This is a genomic window from Paenibacillus paludis, from assembly GCF_042610515.1.
Classification (GTDB): Bacteria; Bacillota; Bacilli; order Paenibacillales; family Paenibacillaceae; genus Paenibacillus_AQ.
The window spans coordinates 37,959-62,000 of the sequence record NZ_JBGJZP010000025.1 but is presented as its reverse complement, the minus strand read 5'-3'; the positions used below and the strand labels follow the sequence as shown (position 1 = coordinate 62,000).

General features: G+C 51.7%; 22 protein-coding genes. 17 read left to right on the top strand and 5 right to left on the bottom strand.

The features are described 5' to 3' along the window. Nucleotides 1–34 precede the first annotated feature (34 nt). The 5 genes from ACAN56_RS30725 to ACAN56_RS30705 all read left to right on the top strand — a co-directional run bounded on the left by ACAN56_RS30725 (nucleotide 35) and on the right by ACAN56_RS30705 (nucleotide 6,411). Nucleotides 35–2,131, top strand: coding sequence for a cellulose biosynthesis cyclic di-GMP-binding regulatory protein BcsB (locus ACAN56_RS30725; protein ID WP_038597818.1), 2,097 nt, complete (start codon nucleotides 35–37; stop codon nucleotides 2,129–2,131). After that, the gene (locus tag ACAN56_RS30720) at nucleotides 2,121–2,975 is read left to right on the top strand and encodes a diguanylate cyclase domain-containing protein (protein WP_038597817.1); all 855 of its coding nucleotides are present in this window, start codon (nucleotides 2,121–2,123) and stop codon (nucleotides 2,973–2,975) included. The genes ACAN56_RS30725 and ACAN56_RS30720 overlap by 11 nt, the downstream gene beginning before the upstream one ends. A 108-nt stretch (nucleotides 2,976–3,083) precedes the next feature. Continuing rightward, nucleotides 3,084–3,872 (top strand): SDR family oxidoreductase, encoded by a 789-nt coding sequence (locus ACAN56_RS30715; protein WP_038597815.1) that lies wholly within the window; start codon nucleotides 3,084–3,086, stop codon nucleotides 3,870–3,872. A gap of 224 nt (nucleotides 3,873–4,096) precedes the next feature. Further along, nucleotides 4,097–4,345 carry a type B 50S ribosomal protein L31 gene (locus ACAN56_RS30710; RefSeq protein ID WP_038597814.1) on the top strand — a complete coding sequence of 83 codons (249 nt, stop codon included), beginning with the start codon at nucleotides 4,097–4,099 and terminating at the stop codon, nucleotides 4,343–4,345. Nucleotides 4,346–4,836: 491 nt separating this feature from the next. After that, nucleotides 4,837–6,411: a sensor domain-containing diguanylate cyclase gene (locus ACAN56_RS30705; RefSeq protein ID WP_379147608.1), complete on the top strand. Its 1,575-nt coding sequence runs from the start codon at nucleotides 4,837–4,839 to the stop codon at nucleotides 6,409–6,411. Nucleotides 6,412–6,503: 92 nt separating this feature from the next. On the opposite strand, the gene ACAN56_RS30700 is transcribed toward ACAN56_RS30705, so the two are convergent. Beyond that, the gene (locus ACAN56_RS30700; protein WP_379147606.1) at nucleotides 6,504–7,541 is read right to left on the bottom strand and encodes a copper amine oxidase N-terminal domain-containing protein; all 1,038 of its coding nucleotides are present in this window, start codon (nucleotides 7,539–7,541) and stop codon (nucleotides 6,504–6,506) included. A gap of 421 nt (nucleotides 7,542–7,962) precedes the next feature. Here ACAN56_RS30700 and ACAN56_RS30695 point away from each other — a divergent pair, with 421 nt between their 5' ends. From ACAN56_RS30695 to ACAN56_RS30655, 9 genes are all read left to right on the top strand, one after another. Next, the gene (locus ACAN56_RS30695) at nucleotides 7,963–8,676 is read left to right on the top strand and encodes an HAD family hydrolase (protein ID WP_341119229.1); all 714 of its coding nucleotides are present in this window, start codon (nucleotides 7,963–7,965) and stop codon (nucleotides 8,674–8,676) included. Nucleotides 8,677–8,751: 75 nt separating this feature from the next. Further along, nucleotides 8,752–9,030 (top strand): hypothetical protein, encoded by a 279-nt coding sequence (locus ACAN56_RS30690; RefSeq protein WP_341097078.1) that lies wholly within the window; start codon nucleotides 8,752–8,754, stop codon nucleotides 9,028–9,030. Nucleotides 9,031–9,292: 262 nt separating this feature from the next. Further along, nucleotides 9,293–9,493, top strand: a complete 201-nt coding sequence (locus tag ACAN56_RS30685) for a cold-shock protein (protein ID WP_036722718.1) — start codon at nucleotides 9,293–9,295, stop codon at nucleotides 9,491–9,493. 121 nt (nucleotides 9,494–9,614) lie between these two features. Further along, nucleotides 9,615–9,845 carry a cold-shock protein gene (locus tag ACAN56_RS30680; RefSeq protein WP_038597805.1) on the top strand — a complete coding sequence of 77 codons (231 nt, stop codon included), beginning with the start codon at nucleotides 9,615–9,617 and terminating at the stop codon, nucleotides 9,843–9,845. 253 nt (nucleotides 9,846–10,098) lie between these two features. Beyond that, nucleotides 10,099–11,829 (top strand): sensor histidine kinase, encoded by a 1,731-nt coding sequence (locus tag ACAN56_RS30675; RefSeq protein ID WP_379147651.1) that lies wholly within the window; start codon nucleotides 10,099–10,101, stop codon nucleotides 11,827–11,829. Next, complete coding sequence (locus ACAN56_RS30670; RefSeq protein ID WP_038597803.1) at nucleotides 11,789–12,589, top strand: response regulator transcription factor; 801 nt, start codon at nucleotides 11,789–11,791, stop codon at nucleotides 12,587–12,589. The genes ACAN56_RS30675 and ACAN56_RS30670 overlap by 41 nt, the downstream gene beginning before the upstream one ends. Before the next feature lie 112 nt (nucleotides 12,590–12,701). Beyond that, complete coding sequence (locus ACAN56_RS30665) at nucleotides 12,702–14,057, top strand: extracellular solute-binding protein (protein WP_379147602.1); 1,356 nt, start codon at nucleotides 12,702–12,704, stop codon at nucleotides 14,055–14,057. Nucleotides 14,058–14,150: 93 nt separating this feature from the next. Then, a complete protein-coding gene (locus tag ACAN56_RS30660; RefSeq protein ID WP_038597799.1) occupies nucleotides 14,151–15,032 on the top strand; it encodes a carbohydrate ABC transporter permease in 882 nt (293 codons plus the stop codon). Nucleotides 15,033–15,063: 31 nt separating this feature from the next. Further along, nucleotides 15,064–15,948, top strand: coding sequence for a carbohydrate ABC transporter permease (locus ACAN56_RS30655; RefSeq protein WP_038597797.1), 885 nt, complete (start codon nucleotides 15,064–15,066; stop codon nucleotides 15,946–15,948). On the opposite strand, the gene ACAN56_RS30650 is transcribed toward ACAN56_RS30655, so the two are convergent. Beyond that, nucleotides 15,938–16,543, bottom strand: coding sequence for a class I SAM-dependent methyltransferase (locus ACAN56_RS30650; protein WP_038597795.1), 606 nt, complete (start codon nucleotides 16,541–16,543; stop codon nucleotides 15,938–15,940). The two genes, ACAN56_RS30655 and ACAN56_RS30650, sit on opposite strands and share 11 nt — an antisense overlap. A gap of 129 nt (nucleotides 16,544–16,672) precedes the next feature. Then, a complete protein-coding gene (locus ACAN56_RS30645; protein ID WP_052092378.1) occupies nucleotides 16,673–18,058 on the bottom strand; it encodes an MATE family efflux transporter in 1,386 nt (461 codons plus the stop codon). A 280-nt stretch (nucleotides 18,059–18,338) separates the two neighbouring features. Between ACAN56_RS30645 and hxlA the strand changes: the two genes are divergently transcribed. Continuing rightward, nucleotides 18,339–18,971, top strand: coding sequence for a 3-hexulose-6-phosphate synthase (hxlA, locus tag ACAN56_RS30640; protein ID WP_038597793.1), 633 nt, complete (start codon nucleotides 18,339–18,341; stop codon nucleotides 18,969–18,971). Nucleotides 18,972–18,978: 7 nt separating this feature from the next. Continuing rightward, nucleotides 18,979–19,536, top strand: coding sequence for a 6-phospho-3-hexuloisomerase (gene hxlB, locus ACAN56_RS30635; protein ID WP_038597791.1), 558 nt, complete (start codon nucleotides 18,979–18,981; stop codon nucleotides 19,534–19,536). A gap of 79 nt (nucleotides 19,537–19,615) precedes the next feature. Here hxlB and ACAN56_RS30630 read toward each other — a convergent pair whose 3' ends face one another. Continuing rightward, on the bottom strand, nucleotides 19,616–19,936 hold the full coding sequence (locus ACAN56_RS30630) for a cupin domain-containing protein (RefSeq protein WP_379147598.1): 321 nt from the start codon (nucleotides 19,934–19,936) through the stop codon (nucleotides 19,616–19,618). Between the two features lie 263 nt (nucleotides 19,937–20,199). Beyond that, nucleotides 20,200–22,845, bottom strand: a complete 2,646-nt coding sequence (locus tag ACAN56_RS30625) for a heparinase II/III domain-containing protein (protein WP_379147596.1) — start codon at nucleotides 22,843–22,845, stop codon at nucleotides 20,200–20,202. A 288-nt stretch (nucleotides 22,846–23,133) separates the two neighbouring features. On the opposite strand from ACAN56_RS30625, the gene ACAN56_RS30620 reads away from it, so the two are divergent. Next, a complete protein-coding gene (locus tag ACAN56_RS30620) occupies nucleotides 23,134–24,030 on the top strand; it encodes a carbohydrate ABC transporter permease (RefSeq protein WP_038597786.1) in 897 nt (298 codons plus the stop codon). The last annotated feature ends 12 nt before the right edge of the window (nucleotides 24,031–24,042 follow it).

The following is a 24,042-nucleotide window of genomic DNA, read 5'->3' as shown; positions in this document are numbered from 1 at the left end:
GCAAGAGAAATAAGATGCACAGGAGATACGGAATATGATAAAAAAACAGATGTTGTTATGGGTGCTCTGCTTCTCCCTGCTCCTGATTCAGCTCCCTGCGGCTTCTGCCGCGCCGGCACTTCCCGGAGATGGCAGGCTGACTTATGAGACATCCTTTACCGCAACGGATACTGCCCTTTCGGGATCCAGCTCCATGCAGCAGAACTTCACAATAATGGATTATTGGAATGTAGATGAGCTTAAGATCAATCTGCATTTTCAAGTTTCGCAAATTACAGAGGAGCAGATTTCAAGTGTCACCCTGTCGCTTAACGGCAGTCCATTCTACTCGTTCAGGCCGTCACTGCAGAATAACGGGGAGCAGAGACTAAGCCTTAGTGCACCTAAAGGGTTCCTGAGAGAGGGCAGCAACGTACTGAGCATTCAAGGGAATCTGCGGACTACGACAGCAGATGACCAAATATGCTATGTTGACAACAAGCAGGGCAGCTGGCTGCATCTGTTCAACACCTCCAGTATTGCAGTGGTGTACACCCCGAAAGCACTAACCGGAGGCATTAGTGACTTCACGGAAAGGTTCTCCGGGATTGATACGTTAAACAGCAATAAGAGTCTTATTGCCATACCGGAGAATGCCAGCGGCTCCGAGTTGGAGTCTGCCACCTATGCTTTGTCGGGATTGGTAAAGGGGAACATGCTGGAAGACCGGACGATTCCGCTGCTGCCCTACCGGGAGGATACAATCAAGGATAAGGGCTTCGTGGTCGTGGTGGCGATGTACGACCATGTTCCCGCCGGACTGAAGAAGCTCTTAAGCTCCACTGAGGATCTCAGCACCCATGCCCTGATTCAGCTGGTCCAGAAGGATACCCGGCCAACGCTGGTGGTAACCTCGAAGGACGAAAGCCTGCTGATCAAAGCCGGACGGCTGCTCGCAAGCCAGGAGCTGCTCAGCCAGATCAGCAGTGATGTGAAGGCAGTTGATGCTGCCACCGAAGTTGCCGATCCGGCCTATTCCATCAGTTCGAATGTAACCTTTGCCGAAGCGGGGGACAAGCTGACCGGACCTAATCATCAGGAACGGACTTATTTTGTTTCCTTGCCCTCTAACCGTTCCATTGCCGATTCCGGTAAAATCAGTCTGGATTTCCGCTATGCCCAGAATCTTGATTTTGAGCGGTCCCTGGTTACAGTGAGCATTAATAATACGCCAATTGGCAGCAAGAAGCTGACGAAGGAGCTGGCTAACGGCGATACGCTGAATGTATCGGTGCCGCAAAGCCTGAATATTTCCGGAAACTTCTCTGTCACGGTCGCTTTTGATCTGGAAATGGCAAGTGCCGTCTGTACGCCGAATACGGAGCAAATGCCTTGGGCCTATATCGGCAAGGAATCAGCGATGCATTTAAATACAAAGGACCGCACGGAACTGCTGTTCAATAACTATCCGTATCCATTCCTGCGCGATGAAATTTATAACCATGTTGCCGTTGTGCTGCCTGCTGAGATGGATGATTACTCCTATCAAAGTCTGGGCAATGTCTTCAATCTGCTTGGGCGGTATGCCGGCGGCAATACAGGAGATATCCACTACTATAGGGATGATGTAAGTGCCGATAATCTGAAGAATAACAATATCATTGCCATAGGATCCTACAAGAATAATAAGGTTATCCGGGACAATAACGACAAGCTCTATTTCCGCTACAACACGGACGGTTCAACGCTCCTCTCGAATGAGAAGATGAGTATTGAAGAGAAGTATGGTGCAGAAATCGGAACCTTGCAGCTTGTCGACTCCCCATATGAGAATGGGCGCGGGCTGCTGGCAGTAACCGGGGTTAACTCAGAGGATTATTACCTGGCCTCCAAGCTGATTTCTACCGAGAAGGATAAGTGGAAGGTGTATGGCGACGGGGTCCTCCTTGATAAGGACGGCAACGTCGGCGCTTACCGCTTCAAGACGATTACCGGTGCGGCCAAGGATTCGGTGTTAAAGCAAATTACAGCCCGCAGCGATGTGCTGGGCTTTGTGGTGGCAGTCGTGCTTGTGGTCACATTGGTGCTTGTGGCGCTGCTTCTGCTGCTTCGCAAACATTTCAAGAAACGTGGTGATCAGCGTGAGACGTAACCGCAGCGGACTGGTATCCGACCTGGGCTTTCTGGCCTTTCTGGTACTGATATTCATATGTATTGTATTTATCTCCGGTTCGCCGGATCACTATATCCAGAATATCATCATTCTGAATCTTGCGTTTCTGCTGGCGCTGGTCACCTATTTCACCACGGTAACCGCCGGGCTCACGCTGAATCTCGCCTTTATCTTCGGCTATGGTTTCTTTATCGTCTACCAGACGGTATCGCAGGGGGAAACGATCGGTGTAGACACCTATTTCTGGCTGATCATGACACCGCTGCTTACCGTAGTGTTATGGGTGTTCACTACAAGCAGCCGCGAGCTGCAGGCAGAGAACGAGCGGCTGATGAAGAAATCCGCCAATTTGGCCACGGTTGACGAGAATACCGATTTGCGGAACAGCGTGTCTTTCCAGAAGGATGCCAGCCTCTTTACAGGCATCTCCACCCGTTACAAGATCCCGCTTACGCTGCTTGTGATCAAGGTGAAATATTGGAGCGAGATCCGCCGGCTGATTCCGGATGACCAATTGTCCGAGGCCATCTATGATGTATCCCAGCTCAGCCAGTCCAGCATCCGTACCAATGATGCGCTGTATTTACTGGATAAGGACGATGCTACCTGGGGGCTGCTGTTGTTTACCGACCGGGAAGGCGCTAAGATTGTCATTGAACGGATCAAATTTAAGCTTCAGGAATTAAACGATACGGAGTTCTCCACCAAATACAAGGTAAATCTGGGATTGAAGATTGGTGCTGTGGAATATGAGGCCGAAACCATCGAGAATCCGTTTGATTTCATTGTTCAGGCCAAGAAGCAGCTCGAATATGACGTTTAATATGGAAATCCAGGACAAGCTAATAATAGTCCAAATATTCACCGTAGTTACGTCCTCGCCTAAATGGAGAAATCTTAAATTCAATCTATATTGTAGGGAGGAAGAAGCATGGATTTGGGTCTGAACGGAAAATCGGTATTTGTGGCGGCGGCGAGCAAGGGACTGGGACTGGCAACTGCTCTGGAATTTGCGCGTGAGGGAGCAAAGGTGACCATTTCCAGCCGAAACCGCCAGCAGCTTCTTGCGGCCCGGGACAAAATTGAGGAGGCGACCGGTCAGCAGGTTGCTATACTGGAAATGGATGTGACGAGCCCGGAGGATATCCGGCGGGCGGTTCAGGCTGCGGCTGAGGAGGCCGGGGGCCTTGATGTGCTTGTCACCAACGCCGGGGGGCCGCCTGGTGGAGGGTTTGCTGATATGGCGGATGCCGACTGGAACAGCGGCTTTGAGCTTACGCTGATGAGTACGGTGCGCCTGATCCGGGAAGCACTGCCATATTTGCGCGCAGCGGGTGGCGGACGTATCGTTGGCATAAGTTCCGTTTCAATTAAACAACCGATCCAGGGGCTGATTTTGTCCAATGTGTTCAGGGCTGGTGTAAACGCGCTGACCAAAAGTCTGGCGACCGAGCTTGCCCCGGAGGGGATTCTGATTAACTCAGTTGCACCTGGGCGCATCGGAACTGACCGGATCATGCAGCTTGACGGCAAACGCGCCGAAGCCCGGGCTGTCCCGCTGGAGCAAGTTCAGCAGGAGGCCCTTAGCCAGATTCCGCTTGGGAGAACAGGCACTCCGGAGGAGTTCGCAAAGGCCGCCGTATTCCTGGGGTCCTTCGCGAATACTTACATTACCGGACAATGTCTTCTGGTTGACGGCGGCATGGTAAAGTCGCTGTAGAATCCGTAGAAACGGAAGGAATAGAATGCCATTTACCGGAAGAGAATAGGAATAAAAACGGGACAAAGGTTGACTCCGGGAGCGGGATCGCGTATGATGGAGTGGCGTAATTTGATCGTAGAAATTACGCATTTCCCTTCGTCTAAGTATCTTTGCTTAAATAGACCTAGAGATGGCTTCATGTTACCATAGAGCATTATTTACCCGGGAAGGAGGTTATTGCAATGAGAGAAGGCATACACCCGAAATACAACCAGGTTATCTTTCTGGATGCCAGCGTAGGCTTTAAATTCCTGAGCGCTTCTACTAAGTCATCCGGTGAAACAATGGAATGGGAAGATGGCAACACGTATCCGGTGATTCGTGTGGACGCAAGTTCCGCATCGCACCCGTTCTATACAGGTAAACAAAGAGATGCAGAAACTGGCGGCCGCGTGGACAAGTTCAAACAGCGTCTGGCACAGAAGAAATAACATTTTTCAGACAAACAGGGAGATTACGGAAGTCATGCAGATGGCGGACCGGGATCTCTTTTTTTTGTCGTTTATTGTTTGGCCGCCGCTGGGAGCGGGTAATAATAAGCAGGTGGGAAGTGGAAGGTATCAATTAACGGATGGAACGGCATGTGAATGTGTATTCCGAAAGGTAGTTGATTAACCCATGTACTATCTGAAAGGGAAGACCAAATCGAGATTGCGTCGATTGTTTTCTGGAACAGCACCCTAGCAATTGGAAACTGGCATAATTAAAAATTCGCTTCTCACCTTTTGAAGACTCTACGGGCTGCCCGTAGGGTCTTCCTGTATGTTTGGCCTGCCCTCTGCAGTAACCGGCGCATTTGCCGATTGGACATTCAGTTTCCACAATCCCGAAAAGAAAGTAATTTTTTCAAGGAGTGATTCATTTGTGCGAAATAGTAGGATATAATAAGGCAAAGCTATCTCAAAATTAGGAGAAATATGACATGCCATGGATGCAGGGTTATCCGTATTATTTACTAATGGGCAGTGTTCTAAGTCTCTACATGGGCGTCAGTTCATACAAGCACCGCAACACACCTGGAAGACGCTATTTATGGATTTTAATGTTGCTTGTCAGCGCAATCTTCGCGGCTACGGCCGGAGAAATCCTCTCCCTTTCTTTTCAGGCCAAGCTGTTTTGGAAAAATGTTCAGCAGGCTCCGCTGTTTTTGAGCACGATATTTACTTACGCGGCGATTAAAGAGTATGTGTCCCGTTCTTCGGAAGGGCTAGACCGGCGGCTTGCCTTCTTTTGCGTTCCGGTTGTGCTGGATGTTGTGCTGATTTTCACGGACTCCGCTCATCACCTGATGCGCAGTGAAGTTGGCATAACCACTGTAGCGGGGATAAGCGGAATAATGGTTGAGCCGACGGTTCTGAGTATGATCCTCATAGCCTACGACCAGCTCTTTGGTATATATGCCGTCTATCTGCTGGCCCTATCTCTGCTGAATGCACCCAAGTATTTTTTCAAGAGAAATCTGCTCTTGCTGGCCGGACTTATAATTCCGGTAATTTCTGTTTTCTTCCTCCCGCTCCTCAAAATTTCGGTTACAGGCTTTACGGCATTTACATATCTGCCTCCGGTACTGGCGGCGTACCTGTCCTTGTTCCGCGATCCTCGGCTTTCCCTATATCCGCTGGCCAAGAATAAGATCTTTGAGAATATGAAGGACGGCATCGTGCTGACGGACCGTTATGACAGCATTATCGACGTCAATAAAGTCGCGGAGACCATGTTATCGGCTTTGATTGGAGAGCAGACAAGAAGCTGGGAAGGCCGGAGCATCCATCATTTGCTGGAGCATTACGGTGACATCGCCAGTTATTACAGACAACGGGTTGAAGGGCAGTTCGAAGTCGAGGCCCCCGGCACCATGGACGTCTGTTACGGGGTGTCGCTAATTGCTTCAGGGCGCAGAGAGACGGGGCCTTCCGGCATGCTTATTGTGGTCAGCGATCTCAGTGAGAAGAAACGGTACGAGCGGGAGCTGCTCTATCAGGCAACGGTTGATGATCTGACCGGGCTGTACAACCGCAAGCATTTCATGCGGCTGGTGCAGAAGTACACGATTCGCGAGGGGGCAGGGATGGCCCTGCTGCTGTTCGACATAGATGATTTCAAATTGATCAATGATACATACGGGCACATAGCGGGTGATCAGGCTCTGGTCGATCTCTCCGGTAAAATACTTGCGGTGTACAAGGATAACGGCATTGCCGGCAGAGTGGGCGGTGAGGAGTTTGCCGTATGCTTTTTTACCGGCAGTGAGAGGGCAGCGCTGACGGAAGCTGAGAACTTCCGCGCCATAATGAGCGAGCATATTGTTCAACTGGACGGCGGACACAGCATCCAGCTCACCGTAAGCATCGGGATTGCGTTTACAGAGCACAGTGATATTACCTTTGAGGATTTATACCGTGAGGCTGACGAGGCGTTGTATCTATCGAAGGCTGCCGGCAAGAATAGAGTGACGCTGGGCCGCAAGCCTGTAATCAGAGAGGCAATTAAGGGATAAGATCTCTTAAGGAATATACAGAAGACCACACTTTCTGCAAAGGCAGTCAACGTGGTCTTCTGTATAAATCATCTTTGTGTCGCTCTGCCCAATTATTCCTGGACTGTCTCTACAACGACCTTCAGGGCTGTGCCGATCGGCGGCAGGCTTTTGGTCATTAAGGGGCTATAGAATCCGATAACCTTGGCACCTTGAACCAGTGTGCTTGCCTCTACAGCCTCGCCGCTTTCATTAACAAGTGCGGTATCTTCAGCCAGACGAAGCACAACCTCGCTTGGCGATTGCTCGCTAAGGGCAGTGCCTTTAATCCGGATGCTGAGCGAGCCGTCTTCAGCTTTGATCACTTCTTCCACAGTGCCTTGCGTCGCCAGCGTAGTGCCTTGCTTTTTCGAGTCCTGTACAGTGATTTTGTAAGCAGGGGTTTGCGGCGGCAGACTCAGGGTGGCGAACATGGCATGCTCTGCTTCCACGGTCATGCCGAGCTGAAGATCGGTAAATGCAAGCTTTGTGCCGTCAGCCATTTGGATAACGGTATCCTTGCCCACATTCAGCACAATACCTGCGGTGCCCGTACCTTTGATTTGTACAGACTGGAACTTACCGTCATTGCGAAGGGCAGTAATGACGCCACTCTCATTCTGATGTTCTACGGCTGGAGTAATCACGATTTGTTTTCCCTCCACGGAGATGGTTTGGTGCAGCACCTGGCTTACAAAGGAAGCCGGAACATACAGCTGGTTCCCTTTCATCTGCGGTGCTGTTCCGAGTGTTGTATACATTTTATTGATGGCATAGCGGTCTTCACCGTTCTTCACGGTTGTAAAGATGTTGCCCTTATTCAGATCAACAGCTTTGGTATCTGTATTCCATGTGACGGTAAACCCAAGCGCCGCAGCAACGGTGCGAAGGGGAATCAAGGGTTCTTTGGTACTGGAAGACTGTAATCCGGTATCAGAAAGGGTCGAGCCGTTGATTTCAATAGTGAAAGTTTTAGCCGCCGTGCTGGCGGATGCCTGTGGCGTTTTGTTGTTTTTGATGGAGGTTGTGGCTGGTGCGGCCGATACGACTCCTGCAGTAAGAGCCAATGACAATGTTAAGAGGGCAACGCTTGTTTTCAGTGACTTGTTCATGTGTGTAGTCTCCTTTAGTTGAGTAGAGTGTCAGGTGTGCGTCATCTTCTTAACGTTGATCATTTTGATTTTGTTGCAATTATTATGAATTGAATCTATAAGTACTCTATATAGATTGAATTCTGAGAATTACATTTAGGGAAAAGTGGCGGAGGGGAATTTTGGAACTGGAGGAGCGATAGCGTCTGCCTTTAGGTTTGGATTTCTACCGCTATTCGCGGTTAAAATCAGGAAATCTAAACCTAACAGCGGCCGGAAGTCCAAATATTCTCTGTAGTCACGGCCAATCCCAAATAGAAGAATAGAAGAATAGAAGAATTCTTGGTTCAATTTATATAGTTATAGTAAACTGAAAATATGAATTCTATCCGGCATTCTAACTGCGGTGGGCCGGACACAAACGAAATAAGGGGGCATTTTTATGTATCAAACCTATATTTTTGATCTGTACGGTACGCTGATTGATATTGAAACCGATGAAGAACGCCCCGAGGTATGGGAACGGCTGGCGCTCCACTTTAGCTACCACGGTATGAACATCACGGGAACAGAGCTGCAGGAAAGGTTCCTGGCGGAGCGGGACATCCAGCTTGCCGCTGCTGCACAGAGCTGTGAGTTTCCCGATTTCGTTATGGAGGAAGTCTTCCGGGTGGTGGCACGGGATTTGGGCGGAAGTCCGAACGAGGATTGGCTGCATGAAACGGTGAGATGGGTACGGACGTTATCCATGATTCATATCTCCCTGTACGACGGAGTGGCAGAAATTCTCCAGAGCTTAAGAGCCGGCGGCAAAAAAGTGTTCCTGCTGTCCAACGGACAGAAAACCTTCGTCGAGGCTGAACTGACTATGCTTGGCATCCTGCATTTGTTTGATGGGGTGGCTATCTCCTCGGAGGCGGGGGTGAGTAAGCCGGACCCGTTGTTTTACCGCTATTTGACGGACACCTACGGTGCGGACTTAAGCTCGGCGATTATGATTGGCAATGATCCGCGTACGGATATCGCCGGGGCTGCAGAAGTAGGGATTGACTCCTGTTATATTCAGACGGCATCTTCTCCCCGGGATGTTCCGGTGAAGAGCACTGTGCAGATCTGGGATGGAGATTTGCGCAAAATCCCCGGATGGAGCCTGTAGCCGAAACGAAGCGCCGGCAGGTTGACTTGTGCTACAATAATGGAGCATAAATGCCTGAGGAGCTGACTAACGATTATGAGCGATAAAGTAAATGAGCAGGAATTGTTGGATGTGCTGTCCGCCCAAACGAAGGTTGATCCGAAGCTGATCAAGCTGGTGCTGCAGCATGAGCAGAACTTTATCAACAATGCCAAAGCCAACAGCAAAGGCGAAGTTGATATAGACAACGATGACCTGGTTGATTATGTTACTGCCCAGCGTGATGTGAAGCTGGACGAACTGACAGTCGAGAATATTCTCGATGCAGAAATGGACTATCTGATGGACAAGGGGCTTGCAGGGTATATTGATTAGAAACCTTGCGGCTGGGAGCGGCTCATGGTTCACTCCGTCGAATCATGGGCAGCTGCTCCAAAAATAGTTTGCTGTTTTCTTTGCTTTCGGTAAATTAATGTGCTACAATGAAGTCAATCATAAATTTAACCCTTAATTCACATATTGTAAAAGGTTATCATTTGTGCGTATGAATCCTTTTCCAATGTGTGAATTTTTATTTGTTCGTACAATACGTAGGAATAAAAGGACATGTGTTAAATAAAATATTGGAGGTAATATTATGCAAACAGGTACAGTGAAATGGTTTAACGCAGACAAAGGTTTCGGTTTTATCGAGGTTGAAGGTGGAAGCGACGTATTCGTACACTTCTCCGCAATCACTGGTGAAGGTTTCAAATCTTTGGATGAAGGCCAACGCGTAGAGTTCAACGTAACTCAAGGCGCTCGTGGACCACAAGCCGAAAACGTTGTAAAACTGTAATTTCTTAAATCAAAGCTGTCCTTAACACAAGTTGAGGGCAGCTTTTTTTATTACGCATACCTGTCCTAACGTTCCTGAAAAGGTAATGAATCGTATGGATACGAACTAAGGAGGGGTACTTATGTATTTTCGTAAAAAAGCGCTGGAGGATCTTCCGCAGGAAGACACAGCCATTTGGTCCTGCACCAAAGAAGGCTGCACCGGTTGGATGCGCGATAATTTCGCCTTTCAATATGTGCCTACCTGCTGGCAATGCAATTCACCAATGACCCGAAGCATGAAGATCCTGCCTATGCTTGTCAACACGAATCATGAGATGAAGGAAATAAAGAAGGGAATTACAATTACGTAGTTTTCTCTTCCCGGTTGATTTGACCGGTTTTCTTCTAACGTCGATACCCTTAAGCTCCCTTGAATCGGGGACTGGCTTAGGGGTTTTTTGTTGTCCTGGAGTGCCCCCAATGACAATAGGTCTTGACCAAGCGGCAGCACTTCTGGAGAATAGAGCTGGAAGCGCTATCAGTGAAGGAGGGGCCAAAGTGTACGGAAGATTCAAAGAGCTGAATACGCTGCGCAATCAAATCTTTATCGGATTTCTGCTTGTGATGCTGGTCATTATTGTCGTTTCAGGAGCATTTGTGTATGACCGGGTCTCTTCGCTGCTGAAAAATAATTCCGAGCGGCATATCCAGCAGACTGCGGTTCAGGCCAATGGAAGACTGGACGCACTGATCGGCCAGATAGACAGTCTCACAGAGCAGGTGGCCAATCATCCGACGGTCCAGCAGCTGCTGCTTGAAGAGCTGAACGGCCGGAAAGTATCCTTTAACCAGCGGCAGTCGCTGCTAAAGATTGTATCCAGCTATCAGGCTTACATGCCGAGCGTCGGCTCCCTTGAGCTGTATACGGCCGATTACCGGCTGTTGTTCCCGATTAAAGACGGCAGCCTGAGTACAAGGATTAACGGCAGCTATATTAGCGAAGCCAATGTGCAAAAGGGCAGACTGGTCTGGATCGGCGTCGATCCGAATGATGACCAGAGTCTGCTGGCGATCCGCCAGGTTAGCCTGATGGACCGCTGGTTCTCACGGGGCGGCTATCTCATGGCGCGGATCCAGCGGAGCTACTTTCAGCTGAATGATCCGCTTTCGGGCAGCGACAGCGGCGAGTCGATTCTGCTTGTCAGTGATGACGGCCAGCTGCTGGGCAGCAGCGAAGCGCCGGTGGCTAATCTGCTGCCGCTGCTCCACAGCAAGGACCAGACCGTCAGCTTCCAGGACAAAGAATATGTGCAGGTCAAGCTGCGCTCGGACAAGACCAACTGGACACTGCTGGTGCTTACGCCTGTCAGCTATGTGACGAAGGGGATCTCTGTGCTGCGGACGGTGCTGCTGGTTTCAGGGGCGCTTGGAACGATGTTATTTTTGATCATGTCGTTTGTGCTGTCTACCATGATTACGCGGCCGATCATGCATCTGATCCGGGCGATGCGCAAATCGCGGCTAGGGGTACTGACCCCCAATTTGCAGTCTGTATCTACGATGGAGCTTCGGGAGCTGAACAACACATACAATGGTATGATCACCAATATGAACGACTTAATCCGGGTAGTTTATGAAAAAGAAGTGCTGCAAAGCCGCACGGAGCTCAAAGCGCTGCAGGCGCAAATCAATCCCCATTTTCTATTCAACACCTTGGAGGCGTTCAATTGGTCGCTGGAGGAGAAAGGGGAAGAGGAGCTGGCCGGTCTGGTCGTAGTGATGTCGCGGCTGTTCCGTTATATCATCGGCAATCCGAACATGGATGAATGGGTAACACTTGGAGAAGAGGTGGAGCAGGTCCGGCGGTATTTGCAGATTATGGAGATGCGGATGGGCGAACGTCTGACCTGGAATGTCGAGCTGGCTCCGCAGGCTGCGGCTGTTCCGGTGCCGAAGCTGCTGATCCAGCCGATTGCCGAAAATGCGATTCTGCACGGAGTCGAGAGCCGTGTCGGCAGCGGATTGGTCAGCGTTGTTGTCCAGCCGTCACTCCGGCAGGGCTGGACGACAATAACTGTAAGTGATAATGGTCCGGGAATGGATGCGGACACGTTGCAGGCGCTCTACAATTCGCTGGAGGGCGGACCTTCTATCTCTTCCAAGGGAAACGGTGTGGGCCTTGTAAATGTTCAGCGGCGGCTTAAGCTCTACTATGGCCGGGAAAGCGCGGATCTTCAAGGAATGATGATCGACAGCAAACCGTCCCAAGGGACGGCCATTACCTTTGAAATACCGAACAATGGGGGATATACCTATGAGCCTGGGCAACAAAATGATTCTGGTCGTGGACGATGAGCCGCGGACCCGGCAGGGCATTAAGCAGACACTGGAAGTATGGGCAGCAGGGAGATACACCGTGGAAACCGCAGATAATGGGATTGAAGCCCGTGAACGGCTGCTACGCGGGCGGGTCCATCTGCTGATAACCGATGTCCGGATGCCGGAGGTCAGCGGTCTGGATCTGATCCGCTCGCTGGAGGGGCAGACGCGTAAGCCGGTGGTGATCGTCATTTCCGGCTATGCTGAATTTGAATATGTGCAGCAGGCACTGCAGCTGGGGGCAGTCAATTATCTGCTCAAGCCGCTGGACAAGGGTGAACTGCTGCAGGTGGTTGAAGCTGCCCTGAAGCGCGGGGAAGAGGAGCAGCGGCGTGAGAAGCTGGAGAAGCTGGTTGACCACAAACTGCTGGAGATGGATCCGGAGCGCAGCGGCATGGGAGAGCCGGTGAAAGAAGCGCTTGTGTACGTGGAGCAGCATCTGCAAGAGCAGCTGAGCATGGCTGAGGTGGCCGGGCTGATCCACCTGAACGCGAGTTACTTCAGTGTGCTGTTCAAGGAACAGACGGGGGTTCCCTTCAGCGAATATGTGTCGCGGCTGAGGGTTCAGCGGGCCAAGGAAATGCTGCTGCAGACGCGAATGTCCATCGGGGAGATCGGCGAGCGTGTAGGCTACCGCACGGACAAATATTTTATCAAGGTATTCAAATCCCTTGAAGGCATGAGCCCAAGCCGCTACCGCCAGCAGATGGGGGATAAGCAGACGGAAATCCAATAAAAGTGGAAGTTTTGCCAATGAGTGTGATCTTATAAACCTCTGGTTGAAATGTTAAAATTTGTTTGAGAGCGGTTACAGAATCCGCACAACTGAAAAAATGGAGGTTATAGCAATGCCAAGGAACAAGTTGACTAGAGGCCTGCTTTTGACTTTTACGCTGGCACTGATTCTCTCAGGCTGCGGCGGGACGAAGAATAATAACGCCGCGGGTGGCAGCGAGGCGGGAGCGGGGAACACAGAAGCGGCTACCGATGCTCCTGCGCAGAAAGTCACGATTAACATGATGCATTTATGGCCAGCGGGCAGCTCAGCCCAGCAGAATAAACTGGTCGGACAGATTATAGACGAATACCAGAAGGAGCATCCGAACGTTACTATCAAGCAGGAGGTGCTTGAGAACGAGCAGTATAAGAATAAGCTCAAGGTGCTGTCCGCTTCCAACGAGCTTCCCGATGTCGGAATTACATGGGCGGCAGGCTTCATGGAGCCTTATGTAAAAGGCGGCTTGTTCGCTCCGCTGGATGATATCTTGGGCGGGGCACAGCTGAAAGATAAATTCGTCGCAGGGACTACGGAAGCCTATGCGGTGGACGGCAAAACCTACGCGTTACCGATTGAGCTGAACATTTCACCGATTTACTACAACAAAGACATCTTCGCCAAACATAATCTGCAAGTACCGGCCACCTATGAGGAATTCAAGCAAGTTGTGAAAACGCTGTCCGATAATGGAGTGGCGCCGATTGCCCTCGGCAACAAAGACCGCTGGACCGGTTCACTGTGGTATATGTATCTGGCCGACCGGATTGCCGGCAGTGACACGCTGAAGAAAGCTACGAACGGTACAGGCTCCTTCGATGATCCGGGCCTCATCAAGGCGGCAGCCGAAGTGCAGACTCTGGTTGACATGAACGCCTTCAACAAGGGCTTCAACGGCTTGTCCAACGATGAAGGCAAGTCCGAATTCATGAATGAAAAAGCGGCTATGTACCTGATGGGTACCTGGGAGCTTCCGAACTTTACGACAAACCCTGATATTCCGCAGGAATTCAAGGACAAGGTAGGCTTCTTCAAATTCCCGACCGTTGATGGCGGCAAGGGCAACATCAACAGCTGGGTGGGCGGTCCCGGTGTCGGCCTGTTCGTAGCCGAGTCCTCCAAGGTGAAGGAAGAGGCTAAAGCGTTTGTGGAGTACTTTGTCTCCAAGTGGGGTGAAGAATCCGTTACCACTGCCGGCGTAATCCCGGCTACCAAGGTCGATACAGCGAACAGCAATTTGCCTCAGCTGTATGTAGATCTGCTGAATGAGCTGAACAATGCCAGCAGCATCACGCTGTTTGCCGATGTGCAAATGAAACCGGGCGCTGCACAAGTCCACCTGGATATGATTCAGGCGCTGTTCGGCAAGGCGGTAACCCCCGAACAATTCGCCGCCAAACATAAAGAAGCTGTAGAGAAAGGCAATTAAGAATAGAGTGTGAAGCGGAAGCCTCAGGTTGGCTGCGGGGACTTCCGCCCCCTTTAATACAAGTATTTCAGGAAGGAAAGGAGGGATTGCGCCATGGCGAAAGTGATGTCCAACAAGCTGGTGATCGCACTGTATGTGCTGCCTTCCCTGCTGCTCATCATGGGCATTATTTATATTCCGATTGTCCTGACCGGTTATTATGGACTGAACCAGTGGGACGGCATCGGCAAGATGGTATTCATCGGACTGGACAATTATAAGGAGCTGGTGCGGGACAATGCCTTCTGGCAAAGTGCACTGCATTCCCTGCTGCTTGCTTTGTTCTCGGGCATCAGCCTCATCGGTTATCTAGGGATTGCTCTGGTCTTATCCGGCAAAATCAAGGGCGCAAATCTGCTGCGCAAAATTTACCTGATCCCCATGCTGCTGTCTTCCGTAGCCATCGCGCAGTTGTGGATGAAGATCTATCATCCCACCAATGGTGTGCTGAACAGCCTGCTGACTTCTCTCGGGGTCGACAATCCGCCGTCCTGGCTGGCTGAGCCCTCGATCGTGCTGATTGCATTGTTTATCCCGATTATTTGGCAATATGCCGGTTTTTATATTCTGATTTATTATGCTGCCTTAAAGAACATTCCCGAATCGCTGATGGAAGCCGCGCGGATAGACGGGGCCAATCCTTGGCAGATCGCCACCCGGATCAAGCTGCCGCTGATCAGTGAGGTGATTAAGGTGACGGTGGTGCTGTCGGTGGTGGGGTCGCTGAAATATTTTGATCTCATTTATGTCATGACTGACGGGGGACCGAACGGGGCTAGTGAAGTTATGGCATCTTATATGTATCACAAGGCCTTCCGCAGCTTTGACTTCGGATATGGCAGCGCGGTCGGGTTCTTCCTGCTGCTGATCTGTCTGGTGGCCACTTATCTGATCCGTAAGGCGACTGCTTCGAAAGATACGATCCAGTATTCTTAAATATTGCCCGCCTTGAAAGGAGGAGCCTATCATGAGAACTCAAGCCGCTGCGGGCTACCCGCCGATTCGGCAGCGCAGCGGGGTACCGCTCTTGCACAGAACCGGTTATGGCGTTATGTACCTCGCCCTTATCGCCGTAGCTGTGATCCAGGTGCTGCCGCTAGTCTGGCTGCTCATTTTCTCACTGAAGAACAATCAGGAAGTATTCAACATGGCTCCATTCGCCATTCCGGCGCATCCGCACTGGAGCAATTATGAAAATGTATGGGTCAACGGAAATATAGGACAGTATTTTCTGAACAGCGTCTGGATCACGGCGGTTGCACTGGTGCTTACGGTGTTGCTGGCCAGCTTCGTCACCTTTGCCGTGACCCGCATGATCTGGAAGGGCAGATCACTGGTACTGGGCCTGTTTATGGTCGGGCTGATGATCCCTGTCCATTCCACATTGATTCCGCTGTTCAGTATGTTTCTGAAGCTGCATTTAACGGATAATCCGCTGTCGATCATTCTGTCGTATGTGGCGTTCAACCTGCCCACAACGATTATGATTCTGCTTGGCTTCTACTATGCGCTGCCGAAGGAAGTGGAGGAGGCGGCAATTATTGACGGTTGCTCGGTGAACAGAATGTTCTTTAAGATTGTGCTGCCGATGACTTCGTCCGTGCTGGCGACAACAGCCATTATCAATATGATCTACAACTGGAACGAGTTCATCTTCGTCAACACATTCATCAGCTCTGATAAATACAAGACGCTAACCGTAGGGGTCCAGAATTTTATCGGCCAGTATACTACAGACTGGGGGGCGATCGGTGCCACGCTGATGATCAGCATTCTGCCGATTCTGCTGGTGTTCCTGATTATGAGTGAACGGATAGTCGAGGGCATTGCCGCCGGTTCTGTTAAAGGCTGACGCGTGTGCAGGAGAAGCGGTATAATTCTTCATCCTCAATCGTAATCCCGTCAAAACCATGCTGGCCAGCCAGCTCTATCAGTTCCTGATCCGGAGGAATCGGTTCACGTATGCTGCTGTAGCCAATCCGCGCATGATGCTCTTTAAGTCCCTGCCTGGTCCTGGAATGGGCAATCATAAATGTACCGCCGGGATTCAGACTGCGCTCCGCGTTGACGAACAGCATCTCCAGATTTACGAAATGGGGAATGCTGTTATAGATCAGCACATAATCAAAGCCGGATTCGCAAGTGAAGGGATCTTCGAAGTCAACACACTGCGTCTCTGCTTCAGGATAGCCTTCCCGCAGCGCTTCCAGCATCGCACTTGAGATGTCGAGGGCCAGATAGCGGCCTGGGCGGATACCGAGCTTGTGCAGCGCAGCGGGTATGACACCGGTGCCGGAAGCTACGTCCAGCAGGCTCTGCCCTGCTTTTATGCCCAGAGCTTGGACAACCTTCTGTGCCAGTGCAACGGCTTCTTCGCTGTTGTTCCACCCGGCGGCCAGGGCATTGAAATGTTCAATTTCACTTTCTTTCGGTGAATGTGTGGTCATATGCGGCCTCGTCTCCTGTTATGTATTTTTATGGAATCATTATAAATGAAAAAAGGCGGTTCGTCAGGTCGAAAAGACCTTGGCGAACCGCCTTCTTCAAGATATAAGCTGTTTCATCTTGCGGAATACTTAATGTGCTGCAGCAGGGGAGGGGGTAACCGGTGTCTCTGCATCATGCTGGATCAGCCCGTGTTTCTCCCAGGCTCTGCTCTTCCAGCGGAAATACATAATCACGGCTCTTACCCATTCGTCAAAAGCGGTGGCCAGCCATACCCCGGCCAGGCCGAGATCAAGCGTGAACACCAGAAAATAGCCAAGCGGCAGACTCATGCAGACCATGGAGATCAGCCCCATATAAACAGGGAACTTAGCGTCGCCCGAGGCCCGCAGAGAGTTAATGATCACCAGGTTGCAGGTGCGTCCCGTCTCCAGGAAGAAGCTGAGCAGGATGACCTGGGCACCCATCCGGACAATGCTCTCATTGTCGGTGAAAAGTCCGAACAGCGGCACACGGAAGGCGATAACAATGACATCCATAATTACGGTGACAAGCAGAGCCCACTTCACACTGGAGAATACCCGCGAATAGGCTTCCTCGGGACGTTTTGCACCGACCAAATGTCCAACAATGATCGAGGTGCCCATGGATACTGCGACGCTGAACAAGAAAATATAACTCGAGATATTCAGCGCGTATTGGCGCGTGGCCATCGCTTCAGCGCCCAAATACGTAATATACAGCGTAAATACCAGCTGGCAGGATTGATAGGTAATGGATTCAAAAGCAGACGGAATGCCGATTTTGAGAATCTGCAGCACGTACTTTTTGGAGAGGTGGATGTAATAGGTCCATTTGACCCTTACCTCCACGATCCGGTACAGCAGCAGGAAGAACAGTACCAGCGTGATCAGCCGGCTCAGCACTGTGGAAATGGCCGCACCCTGTACTCCCATTGCAGGCAAGCCGAAATGCCCGAAGATCAGAATGTAGTTGCCGGCCACATGAATGATATTCATGAGCAGGGAGACCATCATCGTCTGCTTCGTGAAGCCGTGCGTGCGGATTGTGGTCGCCAGCGCGTTAAGGAGCGCCTGCAGAAAAATACCGCCTCCGACAATGTTCATATACATTCTGGCATAGACGAGGATATCGCCCTGCACATTCAACGCAGTCAGCAGGCTTCCGCCGAACAGCAGCAGAACTGCGCTTAGAATGAGGCCTACGGCCAGATTGAGCGTAATTGCATTTCCGGTTACATTAGCCGCTTCCTGCGGTTTCTTCGAACCGAGATATTGGGAGACGACGATGGCTGCGCCGTTTCCGATTACACTGAGTACTAGAATAGCTATAGCTATAATCTGATTCGCTGCACCCACGCCGGATACGGCATCGTCCGATACTGAACTGATCATAAATGTATCGACGCTGCCCATAAGCATGAACAGGAACAGCTCCAGGAAAATCGGCCAGGTCAGCTTAATCAGGTTGAACTCTTGATGTTTTTCTTGCTCCATAATACACCTTCTTATTTTTATTGCCCGTACTAATGTAAATGCTTTAGTCCCAAACAAAATGTATGTTAGCACAGCTTTTATGAAAATGCAGTATTTTTACGAAAATAATGAAAAATTGGATGAACTTCTTTCAAGATTGGCATCATTTAAGCCTCTGCGCAGCACAATAGTATCCTCCAGGTAACTACATCACAATAAAGTGCCTACTTCCCTTTTGGGCTGTATGAACTTACACTTAGTGCAACACTTACAAAAATACACTAAAGAGGAGATTTATCATATGAAGCTACAATTAGCATTAGATCTTGTGGATATCGCCGGAGCCAAGGAAATCGTCTCGGAGGTGGCCGAATTTATTGATGTTGTGGAAATCGGCACACCGATTGTTATTAATGAAGGATTGCACGCGGTGAAGGCCATTAAAGAAGCTTTCCCGGCGCTGACCGTACTGGCTGATCTGAAAATTATGGATGCAGGCGGTTATGAAGTGATGAAGGCCGTGGAGGCGGGTGCGGATATCGTTACCGTGCTGGGTGTTTCCGATGATTCGACGATTAGAGGTGCCGTTGAGGAAGCCAAGAAGACGAATAAAGAGATTCTGGTTGACCTGATCAACGTCAAGGATATCAAGGCAAGAGCCGCTGAAGTGGACGCACTGGGTGTGGATTATGTGTGTGTACACTCCGGTTATGATCATCAGGCCGAAGGCAAAAATTCCTTCGCCGATCTCCATGCGATCAAGAGCGTAGTGAAGCGGGCTAAAACTGCGATTGCCGGGGGGATTAAGCTGAGCACACTGCCGGAAGTCATTGCAGCTGGACCTGACCTCGTTATCGTTGGCGGCGGCATCACCGGTGAAAGTGACCAGAAGGCAGCGGCGGCAGAAATGAAACGCCTTGTGAGCCAGGCCTAAGGCTCGTATGGATACCGTTAGCTACGCACAGGAAATAGTGAAGGAGCTGCAGCGCTCGGCAGCGCAGCTTGATGCAGCAGAAGCTGAGGAATTTGCAGCGCTGCTGCTGCGCTCCGGCAAGGTATTCGTCGCCGGGGCGGGCCGGTCGGGGCTGATGGGCCGGGCCTTTGCTATGCGGCTGATGCATGCCGGCAAAGAGGCCTATGTAGTCGGCGAGACTGTGACGCCGGGAATCGAAGCGGGCGATGTTCTGGTGCTTGGTTCGGGATCGGGTGAAACGAAGAGTCTGCTCGCGATGGCGGAGAAAGCCAAGGCGCTTGGCGCGGCGGTTGCCGCTGTGACCATTGCGCCGGAGTCGACGATCGGTAAGCTGGCTGATTATACAGTGAAGCTGCCGGGCTCTCCGAAGGAACAGAACGGCGGAGAGCGCGCCACCATCCAGCCTATGGCCTCCTTGTTTGAACAGACCCTGCTCGTCTTCTATGATGCTGTGATTTTGCGGATGATGGAGCAGACCGGCCAGACCACTACGCAGATGTTCGGCAAGCATGCCAACTTGGAATAAAACAAACCACGCCTGTCCGGGCAGCCGGACAGGCGTGGTTTATTTAGGTGTAATTTGCCGCAGATCCAATGGTTGCAACCTAGCGCTTAAGCAGATCCTCACGGATAGGAGTGAAGACATCGAGCAGCGCTGAATCTGCCTCCAGTGCAGTCACGCCATGTTTGGCATTTCCCGGTATGGCAATGCTCTGGCCTGCTCCTATGCAGTACTCCTTGCCATCAATGCGGAACACAAAGCTTCCACGCAGACAGTAACTCATCTGCTCATGCGGATGGCTGTGCTCATAGCCCTCGGCTCCCTCTTCGAAATGAACCTCCATTATCATCAGACTGGCTGCCGCATTCAGGATGCAGCGTTTGACGCCCGGCTCCGCCGGTTCCCATACTCCAAGATTGCTCATGTCTATTTCCTCCTTAGGATAGTTGGATTTGCAATACAATTGCTGCCTGACAAGGGCAGTAATTGAGGCAGCAATGCCGGATGCTTAGGATGATTGTATTTCATGCAACAGAATAAGTATTAGACTGCGGTAAAACTCAATCTGTTGTATTTCATGCAGCTGATTTCGGATGTATTGGATGAAATAGTCCTTTTTTTTAAGAATCTGTTGCACGAAGTGCAGGAGATTCAGTTTTTAGGCCAAGTTATGGTCTTTCTGCTGTATCAAGTGCAATTGATGGGCCTCGCGGCGGCAATCTGAATTGTTCCAGGCTCAAGGTAAAGGATGTCTCCTTCCGAGTCCTCGAGAAATGTCAGCCCAGCCTGCGAAATTCCGGCTTCCGCAGCTTGGGCCGCTGTGTAACCAGCCACTGCCCCTCCAGCCAAAGCCGTTTCTGCTGTGCCGAGCAGCCTGAGCGGTACTCCGCCGGGAACGCGGATGCGGCGGGTCATTGTGGAGCCGTTGATGGCGGCGACACACCAAACGCCGTCTGCGCGGGCGATCTTATACAAGCGGACGCCTTCTCCGGCTTCTTCGCACTCCAACGGCTCCAGCCGGAGTGCGGGAGCCGCTGCTGCCCGGGGATGCAGCAGCACCACATAGTCCTCACCAGCGTTGCCGTGCACACGGAAATGCTGCTGCGCGGCCAGCGGGTACGCTCCGCCTACGGCACCCTCTCCGGTCGTAATGACCGGAAGGGCAGGCTCGGCGATATGCGTGCTCAGCCGCATGCCGCCTAAGCCTACAGCGTCAATGGCCTGCTCCGTGACTTCGGCCTCCGTACTCAGCGTATGCAGATTCCAGACACTGTCTGCCCCACCCTCAATCCGGTCCCAGACCAGATAAGCGTCAAAACCCGCTTTGATGAACAAGAAATGCCGCTCATATTCTCCGGCCCGCGCATCGGGAATGAGACTTTTTGCATAATCCAGCTCCTCTGAGAAGCAGACCTCCCGGCAGACGCTTTGCAGCGGACCGTCCAGAATGTCTCCCGTTTCACCGGTGAACTGGACGACGTTATGCGCGGCTCCGGACACATACCAGTGGCGGTCCCCGTTGTAATAGCCGCCGGTTCCGGCATCCAGCGTCAGGGGAACCCCATCTGCCCAGATGGAGAAATGGCCTTCATCATGATGGGCGTGATAGGTCAGCGGTGAAGCCTCGTAAATGGCATAATGCTGCAGGTTCTGCTCTCCGCCGCGGAAGATGACATAGCCGATGCCTGGATAATGTACGGAGCGGAGAGTAGGTTTCTGCTCTGGAAGATCCGGCTGCGGATACAGCAGCGCGACCAGCGGCAGCGGGAAGGCTCCGGTATCCTGGACGGGCGCGCCGCCGTGCTTCCAGGTCCAGATCATTTCCGCTGCCAGCTGCGGATCTTCCTCTGCATAGAATCGGGCTGCGTAGCCGAGCAGGCGGAACCATTGTTCCTGCACATTGGCATCGCCGACAGCCGGAGTAAGCAGAACGGGCGCACCGGAAGGGCCGCCTTGAATAATATCCTCTGCTGTCACGATGCCTATCAGGAAGCGGTACATCGCCTTTACCTTGGGATGCCGGAAATAATCAATTCCCCTCAGGCGCCTCAGCAGGGCAAAGAAAAGGAAATAACGGTGCAGTACGGCGCCGTGATAGCGTACATTTTCCGGCCATGCGCCCTCCGCATCAACCACTTCCGCGAGCTGCCAGTCGATCACGGAGCGGGCTTGCTCCAGGTATGCTCCGCTTTCGGCCTCCTGCGGGAAGAGGAGCGCATAGACCCCGAGCCCGGTTGCCCGGTCGGCATTCCAGTTGCTGCGCTTGCCGCCCTTCTCGTCCGGGAAGGTCGTAAGGTCGAACCGGTAGTAGGCGGTATCCATCATCATCGCCGCGATATAGCGGAAATCGGCGAGCAGTGCCGCCGTTTCCCCGGCAGCGAGCGCTCCGCTGCCTGCAATCTGGTCATAGATGACCGAGGCGGCGGCCAGCCCCCGGCCGATATGCACAGCGCCGTAGGTATCGTCGTCATGCCAGCCGTCCCGGCGGAAAATATCCATGCCAAGCCGCATATCGGCAAGCATGTATTGCAGCTTGCGCTTGGCCAACCCGGCATACTGCTCTTCACCCGAGACCATATAAAGGTTGGCATCCGCACCGGCAGCCTCCAGCAGATACGCCCAGTTGGTCAGCGTGGGCCGGTTGAAAAGCGGGGACAGCCGCTCCAGTCCAAGCGGTTGTCCTGCGGAATCGAGAAAAGTAACCCCGGTGTATATGCCGCCGTTAACAAGAGGGGCTTCCAGACTAAGCTCTGTCTGGATACCGTAATAATCCCCTGCGCATACAGGCAGGAGCTCCTCATAACGTAGAACCGTCCACTCTGCCTCCGCTGTATTGTTGATTCGTACGCTCCGCACATGGTCCTCCGGCACGCCGCCAGCCGGAGTCACCCCGGAAGGCTGCAGGCCGCTTCCGCTGCCGGACAGTTGCTCCAGCACAATGGTACTGCCGCTTCCCGGCATTTGGGTCCAGCCGTTCAGCGCCTCCCCGAAGCTGCCGTTTATCAGTGCCACCGGCAGTCCAAGCTGGGAATGTGTCAGGCGCACGCCGCAGGTACGGGCAACGCCCTGTCCCCGGACATGAACAGCCAGCTTCAGGAAGGCGGTCCCGGCGGGAACTTTGAAGACGAAGGGTTCTACCCGGAATACACCGAGGCCGCTAAGCGGAACGGCCGCCTCGCGGGCGGCAAATTGTCCGGACAGTTGCTGATGTCTTGCGTATTCCTGCGCAATTGCGGGAATCTGTTCAATTCTGCTGCGGATTTCCCCCAGTTGTTCCCGGTCATAGCAGCCGAAGGGGCGGGCTTCGGCTGCGCCGTTATATGCTGAATTCATTGGTAGAATCAAACCTCCCTGTGAAGTTGTAATCCTGTTCTGTTATTTACTTTCTTCTTTAATTATAGCTGTCCCGGGAGCGAATCAGGGATGGATAAAAACAGGAAGCAGAGGGGACAAAGCGACTGAAAACTGCCTGGCAAAGTGACGTCTTGACCTCGGGGCTTATTTTAAATGAAAAAGTGAAATTCTCCCCCTTAGCGCAGTCGGTTTCTCCCTAACTGTGTATGCACAGAGGGACGTATGATTAGGACAGAAGCGCAAGTCCAATGACAGGAGGAACAATCAATGAATGAAACGAAACGTCAAATAAACGCCTGGACCTTTGTAGCGCCCAGCTTGATTCTGACGCTGATTTTTGGGGTGTACCCTATCTTTTGGGCTTTAAAGTACATGTTCTACGATTATCAGGGCTTCGGCACACCGCTTTTCATCGGCCTGGATAATTTCGAGCGGCTGTTCCGTGATAAGGATTTCTGGCAGTCCGTGGTCAACACCTTCATCTATGCAGGCGGCAAACTTGTGATTACCATCCCGCTGTCATTTGTACTGGCGGTAATTCTCAACCGCGCCTTGAAGGGGCGCCAGCTGCTGCGGGCGATTTATTTCATGCCTACCGTGATCAGTGCTTCGGTGATGGCGATTGTGTTCTACGTTATTTTCAACTCTTACAACGGAATGGTGAATCAGCTGCTCATGGGCGCCGGAATTGTATCCGCTCCCATAGACTGGCTGGGCGCCAAGCACGCCTTAATCACGGCGATTATTATCGCAATCTGGGGTGCGGTCGGCAACTATATGCTGCTCTTTATTGCCGGGCTGCAGAATATTCCGGAGGATCTTTATGAAGCCGCTTCCCTGGACGGCGCGGGGCCGCTGCGGAAGATGTGGAGCATTACCGTTCCGATGCTGGGACCTGTGCTGCAAATGATCATCATGCTGGCGATTACCGTCTCTCTGAAAGGCTACGAGAGCATTATGGTGCTGACCGAGGGCGGGCCGTACGGCAAGACGGAAGTTATGTATCTGTACCTCTATAAACTGTTTTTCCCTGTATCGAGCGGAGGATCGAGCATCCAGCAGTTTGGTTACGGGAGCGCGGTCGGGTTCACCACTGCGGTTATCGTCGGTCTGATCACTCTGGTTTACTTTTATGTATCCAAGAAGCTGAATGATATCTATTAAAAGAGAGGAGAA

Excerpts from the sequence above, each read along its gene's own strand:
- ACAN56_RS30725 (WP_038597818.1), top strand. The coding sequence starts at position 35 with ATGATAAAAAAACAGATGTTGTTATGGGTGCTCTGCTTCTCCCTGCTC.
- ACAN56_RS30715 (WP_038597815.1), top strand. The coding sequence starts at position 3,084 with ATGGATTTGGGTCTGAACGGAAAATCGGTATTTGTGGCGGCGGCGAGC.
- ACAN56_RS30710 (WP_038597814.1), top strand. The coding sequence starts at position 4,097 with ATGAGAGAAGGCATACACCCGAAATACAACCAGGTTATCTTTCTGGAT.
- ACAN56_RS30705 (WP_379147608.1), top strand. The coding sequence starts at position 4,837 with ATGCCATGGATGCAGGGTTATCCGTATTATTTACTAATGGGCAGTGTT.
- ACAN56_RS30700 (WP_379147606.1), bottom strand. The coding sequence starts at position 7,541 with ATGAACAAGTCACTGAAAACAAGCGTTGCCCTCTTAACATTGTCATTG.
- ACAN56_RS30695 (WP_341119229.1), top strand. The coding sequence starts at position 7,963 with ATGTATCAAACCTATATTTTTGATCTGTACGGTACGCTGATTGATATT.
- ACAN56_RS30690 (WP_341097078.1), top strand. The coding sequence starts at position 8,752 with ATGAGCGATAAAGTAAATGAGCAGGAATTGTTGGATGTGCTGTCCGCC.
- ACAN56_RS30685 (WP_036722718.1), top strand. The coding sequence starts at position 9,293 with ATGCAAACAGGTACAGTGAAATGGTTTAACGCAGACAAAGGTTTCGGT.
- ACAN56_RS30680 (WP_038597805.1), top strand. The coding sequence starts at position 9,615 with ATGTATTTTCGTAAAAAAGCGCTGGAGGATCTTCCGCAGGAAGACACA.
- ACAN56_RS30675 (WP_379147651.1), top strand. The coding sequence starts at position 10,099 with ATGCTGGTCATTATTGTCGTTTCAGGAGCATTTGTGTATGACCGGGTC.
- ACAN56_RS30670 (WP_038597803.1), top strand. The coding sequence starts at position 11,789 with ATGAGCCTGGGCAACAAAATGATTCTGGTCGTGGACGATGAGCCGCGG.
- ACAN56_RS30665 (WP_379147602.1), top strand. The coding sequence starts at position 12,702 with ATGCCAAGGAACAAGTTGACTAGAGGCCTGCTTTTGACTTTTACGCTG.
- ACAN56_RS30660 (WP_038597799.1), top strand. The coding sequence starts at position 14,151 with ATGGCGAAAGTGATGTCCAACAAGCTGGTGATCGCACTGTATGTGCTG.
- ACAN56_RS30655 (WP_038597797.1), top strand. The coding sequence starts at position 15,064 with ATGAGAACTCAAGCCGCTGCGGGCTACCCGCCGATTCGGCAGCGCAGC.
- ACAN56_RS30650 (WP_038597795.1), bottom strand. The coding sequence starts at position 16,543 with ATGACCACACATTCACCGAAAGAAAGTGAAATTGAACATTTCAATGCC.
- ACAN56_RS30645 (WP_052092378.1), bottom strand. The coding sequence starts at position 18,058 with ATGGAGCAAGAAAAACATCAAGAGTTCAACCTGATTAAGCTGACCTGG.
- hxlA (WP_038597793.1), top strand. The coding sequence starts at position 18,339 with ATGAAGCTACAATTAGCATTAGATCTTGTGGATATCGCCGGAGCCAAG.
- hxlB (WP_038597791.1), top strand. The coding sequence starts at position 18,979 with ATGGATACCGTTAGCTACGCACAGGAAATAGTGAAGGAGCTGCAGCGC.
- ACAN56_RS30630 (WP_379147598.1), bottom strand. The coding sequence starts at position 19,936 with ATGAGCAATCTTGGAGTATGGGAACCGGCGGAGCCGGGCGTCAAACGC.
- ACAN56_RS30625 (WP_379147596.1), bottom strand. The coding sequence starts at position 22,845 with ATGAATTCAGCATATAACGGCGCAGCCGAAGCCCGCCCCTTCGGCTGC.
- ACAN56_RS30620 (WP_038597786.1), top strand. The coding sequence starts at position 23,134 with ATGAATGAAACGAAACGTCAAATAAACGCCTGGACCTTTGTAGCGCCC.